At 34.7% G+C, this 9,179-nt stretch carries 9 protein-coding genes; all 9 read left to right on the forward strand.

The features are described 5' to 3' along the window. The 9 genes from wecB (at nucleotide 1) to ND16A_RS07305 (ending at nucleotide 8,445) form a co-directional block, all read left to right on the forward strand. Nucleotides 1-1,128: a non-hydrolyzing UDP-N-acetylglucosamine 2-epimerase gene (gene wecB / locus ND16A_RS07345; RefSeq protein ID WP_033078016.1), complete on the forward strand. Its 1,128-nt coding sequence runs from the start codon at nucleotides 1-3 to the stop codon at nucleotides 1,126-1,128. Continuing rightward, nucleotides 1,129-2,349 (forward strand): glycosyltransferase family 4 protein, encoded by a 1,221-nt coding sequence (locus ND16A_RS07340; RefSeq protein WP_033078017.1) that lies wholly within the window; start codon nucleotides 1,129-1,131, stop codon nucleotides 2,347-2,349. Beyond that, on the forward strand, nucleotides 2,340-3,293 hold the full coding sequence (locus ND16A_RS07335) for a UDP-glucose 4-epimerase family protein (protein ID WP_033078018.1): 954 nt from the start codon (nucleotides 2,340-2,342) through the stop codon (nucleotides 3,291-3,293). The genes ND16A_RS07340 and ND16A_RS07335 overlap by 10 nt, the downstream gene beginning before the upstream one ends. 4 nt (nucleotides 3,294-3,297) lie before the next feature. Beyond that, nucleotides 3,298-3,981 carry a PIG-L deacetylase family protein gene (locus tag ND16A_RS07330; protein WP_033078019.1) on the forward strand — a complete coding sequence of 228 codons (684 nt, stop codon included), beginning with the start codon at nucleotides 3,298-3,300 and terminating at the stop codon, nucleotides 3,979-3,981. A gap of 2 nt (nucleotides 3,982-3,983) precedes the next feature. Next, nucleotides 3,984-4,553 (forward strand): sugar transferase, encoded by a 570-nt coding sequence (locus ND16A_RS07325; RefSeq protein WP_033078020.1) that lies wholly within the window; start codon nucleotides 3,984-3,986, stop codon nucleotides 4,551-4,553. A 9-nt stretch (nucleotides 4,554-4,562) separates the two neighbouring features. Then, nucleotides 4,563-5,384, forward strand: a complete 822-nt coding sequence (locus ND16A_RS07320) for a formyltransferase family protein (protein ID WP_033078021.1) — start codon at nucleotides 4,563-4,565, stop codon at nucleotides 5,382-5,384. A 4-nt stretch (nucleotides 5,385-5,388) separates the two neighbouring features. Beyond that, nucleotides 5,389-5,973 carry an acetyltransferase gene (locus tag ND16A_RS07315; RefSeq protein ID WP_033078022.1) on the forward strand — a complete coding sequence of 195 codons (585 nt, stop codon included), beginning with the start codon at nucleotides 5,389-5,391 and terminating at the stop codon, nucleotides 5,971-5,973. A gap of 1 nt (nucleotide 5,974) precedes the next feature. Beyond that, on the forward strand, nucleotides 5,975-7,141 hold the full coding sequence (locus tag ND16A_RS07310; protein WP_033078023.1) for a nucleotide sugar dehydrogenase: 1,167 nt from the start codon (nucleotides 5,975-5,977) through the stop codon (nucleotides 7,139-7,141). 230 nt (nucleotides 7,142-7,371) lie between these two features. Continuing rightward, nucleotides 7,372-8,445: an acyltransferase family protein gene (locus tag ND16A_RS07305; protein WP_033078024.1), complete on the forward strand. Its 1,074-nt coding sequence runs from the start codon at nucleotides 7,372-7,374 to the stop codon at nucleotides 8,443-8,445. Nucleotides 8,446-9,179: the final 734 nt, after the last annotated feature.

Below are 9,179 nucleotides of genomic sequence, written 5' to 3' on the forward strand. Positions count from 1 at the left end.
ATGAAAAAAATGAAAGTAGTAACGGTCGTAGGTACACGACCTGAAATTATCCGTTTATCAAGAATTATTGATAAGTTAGATGCGCATTGTGAACACATTTTAGCGCACACAGGTCAAAATTATGATTACGAGCTTAACCAGATATTCTTTGATGATATGGGCATTCGAGCACCGGATGTGTTTTTAGAATGTGCTGGTGGAAGCGCAGCAGAAACTATTGCTCAGGTTATCGCTAAGTCTGACGAGTTATTTGCAAAAGAAGAGCCTGAAGCGCTTTTAATTCTTGGTGATACTAATAGTGCATTATCGGCAGTTTCGGCGAAAAGGCGTAAAATTCCAATTTTTCATATGGAAGCAGGTAACCGCTGTTTCGATATGAGAGTTCCTGAAGAAATTAACCGAAAAATTGTTGACCATATTTCTGATATTAATATGCCTTATAGCTCTATTGCTAGAGATTACTTATTACGCGAAGGATTAAGACCAGAATTTGTTATTAAAACTGGCAGCCCGATGGATGAGGTATTAGCATATTATAACGACAAAATTGAGCAATCAGATGTCTTAAATAAGCTAGATGTTGAAGAGGGTAAGTTCTTTGTTGTTAGCGTACATAGAGAAGAAAACGTTGACTCTCCATCAAACCTTGGTAAGTATGTAAGTGTTTTAAATACAATAGCTGAAAAGTACGGCTTGCCGATTATTGTATCTACTCACCCAAGAACTAAGAAGAAAATTGATTCTTTAAATTTAGAATTCCACCCTTTAGTAAGATTACTTAAGCCTCTTGGTTTTTCTGATTATGTTCGATTACAGAAAGAAGCTAAAACTGTTCTTAGTGATAGCGGAACAATCACAGAAGAGTCTTCTATTCTTAATTTTCCAGCAATTAATATTCGAGAAGCTCATGAAAGACCAGAAGGGTTTGAGCAAGCTTCGGTAATGTTTACAGGTATGGAAATTGACAGAATATTACAGGCTTTAGATATTCTAGAATCCCAACCTAGAGGTGAAGACCGTCTTATTAATGTTGTTGATGATTACATTGCTCCAAATGTTTCCGACAAAGTTTTAAGGATTATCACAAGTTATACAGACTACGTTAATAAGTTTGTTTGGAAAAAGTAAATGAAAGGCCAAATTAAAAGGATTTTAATAGTATCTGAATATTTTTATCCTGAAGAGTTTAAAATCAATGATGTAGTGATTGATTTGGTAGATAAGGGGTATGAAGTAGACGTTATAACTACGAATCCAACTTACCCTTTTGGAAAAGTTTTTGACGGAAGAAAAAATACTTGGTTTTCGAAAGATAAATACTTTGGTGCTGACATTTACAGAGTAAAAGCTGTTACAGGATATAAAACAAGTACTTTCAAAAAGTTGTTGAAATACTTTAATTTTATGGTCCTTGCTTCTATTTTTTGTTTAAAACATCATAAAAGATATGATGCGGTACTTGGATATGATGTAGGTGCGTTAACGGGAATGTTACCAGCAGCCTTGTTAAAAAAGTTTTTTGGAAAAAAAGTGACTCTTTGGGTTCAAGATATATGGCCTGATAGTGTCTATGCATTTGGATTTAAAAAATCTCGATTATTGACCTTTTGTTTAGATAATTTTGTAAAGTTCGTTTATCGACATAGCTCAAACTTTGCAATATCTTGTCCCGGCTTTGAAGATAAAGTTAATAAATATTGTTCTTCAAAGAAAGAGATTCGATTCGTCCCTAATTGGGCAGAGAGCACTGAAAAGGACGGAGATGAATTTCAGTTTTTAAATTCTAATACTGATAAGGTTGTTCAATTTACCTTTGCAGGAAATATAGGGAAATTTCAAAATTTAGAAAATGTCATCATTGGATTCTCCCTACTACCAAGCGAACTAGTAGAAAGAGCACAATTGAACATCATTGGGGATGGTTCAAATTTAGTTAATTTACAAAAATTAGTCGAGAGGAAGTCGATTGACAATGTAATTTTTCATGGTAGAAAGCCGAGTACAGCTATGCCTAGTTATTATAAAGGAAGTGATGTATTAATAATTTCCTTAATTGATGAACCTATTTTTTCATTAACCATACCATCCAAATTTCAGACATATTTAGCTGCAGGCAAACCTATTTTCTCGATAATGGAAGGGGAGGTTTCCGAGTTGGTGATCGCTAACCAACTTGGACTAATTGCCAGTCCCGCGCAAGTTGATGCAATATCAGAACAGTTTGCTAATTTCATTAAAATGGAAGAAGAAACTAAAAAACAATATGGTTTTAATGGTTCAAATGTTGCGGATACCTTATTCCATAAGGGCTCAGCATTGAATAATCTTGAGAATTTATTATGCAAATAATAGTTACCGGTGCTAATGGCTTCGTTGGTTTGCCATTGTTACACAAGTTAATAGAAAGTAATCATAAGGTGATTCCAGTAGTAAGACATCATGTCTCGTTCAACGGGAGTCTTAGTCCGTTTATAATTGATAGCCTTACTTCTACTAACGATTGGTCTAAGGCTTTAGTTGATGTTGATATCGTAATTCATAGCGCTGCTCGCGTGCATGTAATGAATGACATAGCATCAAACCCTTTAGAAGAATTTAGAGAAGTTAATACTCGTGCAACGTTAAATTTAGCAAAGCAGGCTTCAGAAGCCGGTGTTAAACGTTTTATATTTATTAGTTCTATAAAAGCTGGCGGTGAAAATAGTCGGTTAGGCTGTCCGCTATCTGAAAGTAGAGAGTACACCCCAGAAGATCCATACGGCTTATCTAAGTATGAAGCTGAACAACAATTATTAGAGCTAGCAAAGAACTCCAAAATGGAAGTTGTTATTATTCGTCCAACTTTAATTTATGGCCCGGGTGTTAAAGCTAATTTTGAAACAATGATGAAATGGGCCTCTAAGCCCATACCATTGCCATTTGGTGCGATTAACAATAAACGAAGCTTAGTTTCAATTGATAATTTAATTTCATTAATTGAGGTTTGCTTAACTCACCCTAAAGCTAAAAATCAAATATTTTATGTTAATGATGGTAATGATTTATCAACTAGCGATTTATTAATAAAATTATATAAAAGCTTTAAGAATAGAACCCCTTTAATTCCCGTGCCTGCGAATATTATTAAACTACTTTTTAAATTAATTGGAAAAAGTGATTATTCAGATAGGTTGCTTGGCTCGTTACAAGTCGATATTTCAAAAGCTAAAACATTGCTAAACTGGGAGCCGCCATATTCTGTAGACGAGAGTATAGACAAAACAGTTAAGCACTTTATAGAAAGTAGAAAATAATTAGATGATAAAAGTTATATTAGTTGTTGTTGCCCATCCAGATGATGAAATTCTTGGCTTTGGTGCAACAGGCGCAAAATTAGTAAAAGAAGGTTGGAAGGTTCAACCTATAATTCTTTGTGGTAATGTCGATGTGCGCCATAAGCGCCCAAGCGATGATGAACTATATAAAGACATGATTGCTGCCAATAAAGTCGTTGGCTTTGAAGAACCTGTTTTAGGAAACTTTCCTAATATTCGAATGAATAATGTTGATCATTTAGATATTGTTCAGTTTATTGAAACGCAAATCTTAGAGTTTAAACCTGAGCGTATATTCACTCATCATCCAGCAGATTTAAATGACGATCACTGTCAAATTGCTAAGGCATGTATGGCAGCTAGTCGTTACTACCAGAGACGTGATGATATTCCATCGTTAAAGTCATTAAGTTTTGTTGAAATTCAATCTGCGACAGATTGGGGTTTTGAAGCCTCTGGCGATAGCTTTAAACCAAATCATTATGTTGAAGTAACAGAAGAGATCGAGTTAAAACTAGAAGCGCTTGCTTGTTACCGTAATGTGATGCGTGATTTCCCACACCCAAGAAGTGTTGAAGCAGTAAAAGGCTTAGCAGCGTATCGTGGTGGTCAAAGTGGTCAAAAATACTCTGAAGCGTTTCAAACTATCTTTCAGCAAGGGTTTTAATTGTGTTTTATAAAAGTATTGGTAAGCGTTTATTAGACTTTTTTATTGTCTTTAGTGCTGTAGTTGTTTTGTCGCCATTAATTTTATTAGTGGCGCTTCTTATTAAAGTATTTGATCCAGGTCCTATTATCTTTAAACAAAGTAGGATCGGTAAAAACGGTGAAGCATTTAAGTTTTATAAATTTAGAAGTATGCCGGTTAATACTGGTGATTTAGCATCTGATGAAGTAGGTCAGGTTAAAATTACTTGGGTTGGTAAAGTTATACGTCGCACAAATATTGATGAGCTGCCTCAGCTATTTAATGTTTTAAAAGGTGATATGAGTATTGTAGGACCGCGTCCTCCAATAGGCTCTCAGGACGAGTTAATTGAACTTCGCCGAGAAAACGGTGCATTACAATGTTTACCTGGTTTAACTGGTTTAGCACAAGTTAATTCATTTGATGGTATGACTGTTCCTGAGAAGGCCACATTTGATGGTAAATACGCAGAGAAAGTGTCATTTTTTACAGACGTAAAGATTATTCTTAATACGTTTTTATACCTTTTACGTCCACCACCAGTTTATTAAGGATTAATAATGAAGTTAGCATTTGTAACTTGCGTACAGTTAGGCTTGTCGTGTATGGAAGCCCTTTATGAAGCAGGTGGAGAACTCGTTCAAGCGTTTACATTAGAAGATGACCGTGCGGTAAATAAGTCTGGTCGTGTTTATATTGACAAATTCTGTAAAGAACATTCGATTGATTTATTTAAGTTGAATCATGTAAACGATCAAGAAGTGATCAATATCATCAAAGAGAAAGAAATTGATTGGTTATTTATTATCGGTTGGTCTCAAATTGCTGGTAAAGAATTACTTGATGCACCTAAAAAAGGCGTATTAGGTATGCACCCAACTTTGCTACCTGTAGGCAGAGGAAGAGCTGCTATTCCTTGGGCAATTATTAAAGGCTTAGAAGAAACAGGTGTAACATTATTTAAATTAGATGAAGGCGTTGATACTGGACCTATTTTAGATCAGCAAGTGATTAAACTTGATGACGAGATGGATTCGAGCAAATTGTATGATTTGGTTGATCATGCGCATATTCAACTCATGAGTAAAGTGACACCACATATTTTGCAAGATACTGTAGAAATGAAAGTTCAAGACGAATCTAAAGCTACAGAGTGGTATGGTAGAAAGCCAGAAGACGGAGCTATTGATTTAAATGGTTCGGTTGTTGATGCTGATAGGTTAATTAGAGCTGTTACTTCACCATACCCAGGAGCATTTACATTCATTGATAATGAAAAATATGTGATATGGAGAGCTCAAAAGGTTGATAAACCAACATCAAACTTATGCCTAGAGTTTTCTGATGGTGTTCTTGAGTGTCTAAATTGGGAAAAGGTTTAATTCGATGACAAGCTCTTTAATTATTGTTGGTGCTGGTGGTCATGGGCAGGCTGTTGCCGATTTAGCCGAGTCGACAGGTGAGTATGAAGAAATTTGTTTTGTGGATGATTGTTTTCCTGAAAGAAATAAGGCCCTAGGTAAAGATATCGTTGCTAAAACTGAATCATTATTTACAGAAGAATTAGAGTTTAATGCTGTGTTTGTGGCTATTGGTAACAATAAAATTCGAAAGGCAATTATCGAGCGTATTAAGGACTCTGAATTATCGTTAGTAAGCTTAATTCATCCAAATGCACGGTTAAGTAAATACGCGGAAGTAGATGATGGCGTTGCAGTAATGGCGGGGGCTGTTGTTGGCACTAATGCTAGGTTGAAACTAGGCGCATTGGTTAACGCTAACGCAACTGTTGATCATGATTGTGTGTTACATGAATATGCCCATATTGGTGTCGGTGTACAACTAGCTGGTGGTGTTGAAGTAGCTTCAGGATCTTGGATGCAAGCTGGCAGTTGTGCTGGGTATTTTGTGAAAACGGAAGAAGGTGTAGTTTATCCGCCTGGAACTACGTTAATAAAGGACAAAAGTTAATATGAAAATAGCAGTTGCCGGTACAGGCTATGTAGGTCTTTCTAATGCGATGTTGCTTGCACAACACAATGAAGTTGTAGCTGTAGATATTGTTGAAGAAAAAGTTGGTATGTTAAACGATGGTAAATCACCAATTGTTGACGTTGAGATTTCAGATTTTTTATCGAATAAAGATTTAAACTTCAAAGCAACACTAGATAAGCATGAAGCTTATTCAGGTGCTGATTTTGTTATTATATCTACGCCTACTGATTATGACCCTGTAACGAATTATTTTGATACGTCATCCGTTGAAGCTGTTATTCGTGATGTTATGGAAATTAATCCATCTGCTTGTATGGTGATTAAGTCAACTGTGCCTGTTGGTTACACGCGTCGTATTCGTGAAGAGTTTGGATGTGAAGGGCTTATTTTCTCTCCCGAATTCTTACGTGAAGGTAAGGCTTTATACGATAACTTACATCCTTCTCGTATTATTGTTGGTGAAGACTCTGAAAGAGGTAGAGTTTTTGCTGGCTTGCTTGCAGAAGGAGCAGTTAAGGAAAATATTGAGCAGTTATTTATTCGCTCAACTGAAGCTGAAGCGGTAAAACTTTTTTCAAATACTTATTTAGCGATGAGAGTGGCATACTTTAATGAATTGGATTCTTATGCAGAAGTACACGATTTAGACTCTCGCTCTATTATTGACGGTGTTAGTTTAGACCCTCGTATAGGGGGCCATTACAATAACCCGTCATTTGGTTATGGTGGTTATTGTCTACCTAAAGATACAAAGCAACTGTTAGCTAACTATCAAGACGTGCCTAATAATATGATCCAAGCTATTGTAGAAGCGAATAGAACACGTAAAGATTTTGTTGCTGATTCTATTATCTCTAAGAACCCTAAGGTCGTTGGTATCTTTCGATTAATTATGAAATCTGGTTCTGATAACTTTAGAGCATCTTCGATACAGGGCATCATGAAACGCTTAAAGGCTAAAGGCATTGAAGTGGTTGTATATGAGCCAGTATTTGAAGGTGATGCCTTTTTTCAATCGCGTGTGATTAAAAACTTTGATGAATTTAAGACTTTATCAGATGTAATCGTATCTAATCGTTTAGTTGAAGAATTAGATGATGTTAGTGCTAAAGTTTATACGCGGGACCTGTTTGGAAGTGATTGATTACTCAGGCTATTTATAAATTGTAGTTTAGGCCAGACCGCTCATATTAACACCTCTTAGTTTTACATATTATAAAGCTAAGAGTTGTCTGTTACCACTATTCCCCAATCGAATTGGTATACAGAGGGTATTAAAAATGCCAGCTTAAACACATCTCATTTCGAATTCATTCGTGGATTCTGCCATACAGTTTATTTTTATTAGAATATTCTAACCTTTAGGAGAAGTAAATGTTTTTACAATCAATAGCAAATTTTAGAGCTATAGCAATAATTCTGATTGTAATGGGGCATCTTTATAGTTATGGTTTTGTTTCTGAAGACCAAGTTTCATCGACCTTAAAAATTATTATAACGGGCAATACTGCATTATTTGTATTCATTTCTGGGTTTATGTTTCATAGTGTTTTTTACTCAAGATTTGAGTATAAAAGGTTCATGATAAATAAATTTAAGAACATTATTGTACCATATTTTATTCTGGCGACTATTGCGGTACTTCTTTTGTATAATACGAGCAGTGGTTTTTTTTCAACTGATGTAGTGTATGAAAAAGGTATATTATTCGAAGGTGATGATAGTAATTTAGTTGTATTTATAAAATACTTTATTACAGGCAAATTTTTAATGGCCTATTGGTATATACCATTCGTAATACTGATTTTTTTTATGTCCAATCTTCATTATAAATTTATTAATATCAGTATTAAATATCAGATATTAATTATTACACTATTATCTGTTATATCAATTTTCATTCATAGACCCACAGCAAATGCAAACCCCCTTCAAGCATTAGTTTATTATACGCCTATTTATTTAATTGGTATTTTTACATCTATAAATGCGGATGTAATTAAGGAGCGTTTTGGAAATAAGTTAATATTATTATTATTAATTGTTATTGTGATTGCTATTGTTCAATATTATACAGATCATATAGATAATTATACTAAATCGATGTTTGAGTATGGCGGTTTTGACTTGATGTTTATTCAAAAAGTTTTTTTGTGTGTATATTTATATTTACTACTAGAAAAGTTCAGCTTTAACTATCCTCTTGTTAATGTGATTTCTAATACTAGCTTTGCTATATTTTTTATTCATCCTTGGTTTATTATGGTTTGTGGTAAATTATATGTATTTTTATACGGGGAGATAGGGGAAAGTGACTATTACTTTAGTTCATTAACCGTGTATTTTATAATGCTTTTCGCTACTTTAAGTTTCTCAGTAGCATCTGCACTACTGGTGAAAAAGCTTTTTAAGAACGATAAAAGAACAAGATACTTAATAGGCTATTAAACTGTCTAACACGTTTGTTAAACTAAATAATTCAGCTTAATCCAAAGACTACGTGCCTCATTGCCAAGCAGGTGAATAATATTGAGCAACTGCGACTAGGAAGATGATTTGTAGTTAAATCCTATTAGCTAGATGCATTCGCTTGGGTTTACGCTAGTTTTATATGAAAGTCCTAGTAATTGAGGGGTGGCGGATTAAATACTCTCAATAATGTTTAGATAGAAATATTTATTCTAGACAATTTAAACAATGGGGTGTCAAAATGGTCCGAAACATTGTACCGGCTTTTTCTTTATAATTTGTGTTATCAAAGAGCGCCCAATATTTTTATATTGGGCGCTTTTAGTTTGGTCCTCTAGACGTTTTAATGTTTGGGGACTCTGAAGTTCTCTTTATCATATTTTTGCTTGAAATTATGTTTGTGGCAAATAGGCTTATCATTTGTGTAAGCACTAACTTTAACTATTGTTAACGTCGGTCTAAAAGCGCGTTTATTTGCCGAATATCAAAATAGGCAGATCTAACCAATAAAATATCGTTATCTAAAATCATCAAAATTAATTAACCGCAGAAAAGTAAATTATCAGGCAAAATAATTGAAGTAGGACTATAACAAGATAAGTCGTTGAGAGCGGTATGGCGCATCTTCGATTTGACGGTCAATTTGCGCCATACCTCAACAAACCGTGCATGTGCACGACCCAATTCAAGTGTCGCACAAATTGGGCTTAAGT

Source organism: Thalassotalea sp. ND16A, assembly GCF_000764205.1.
Lineage (GTDB): Bacteria > Pseudomonadota > Gammaproteobacteria > Enterobacterales > Alteromonadaceae > Thalassotalea_A.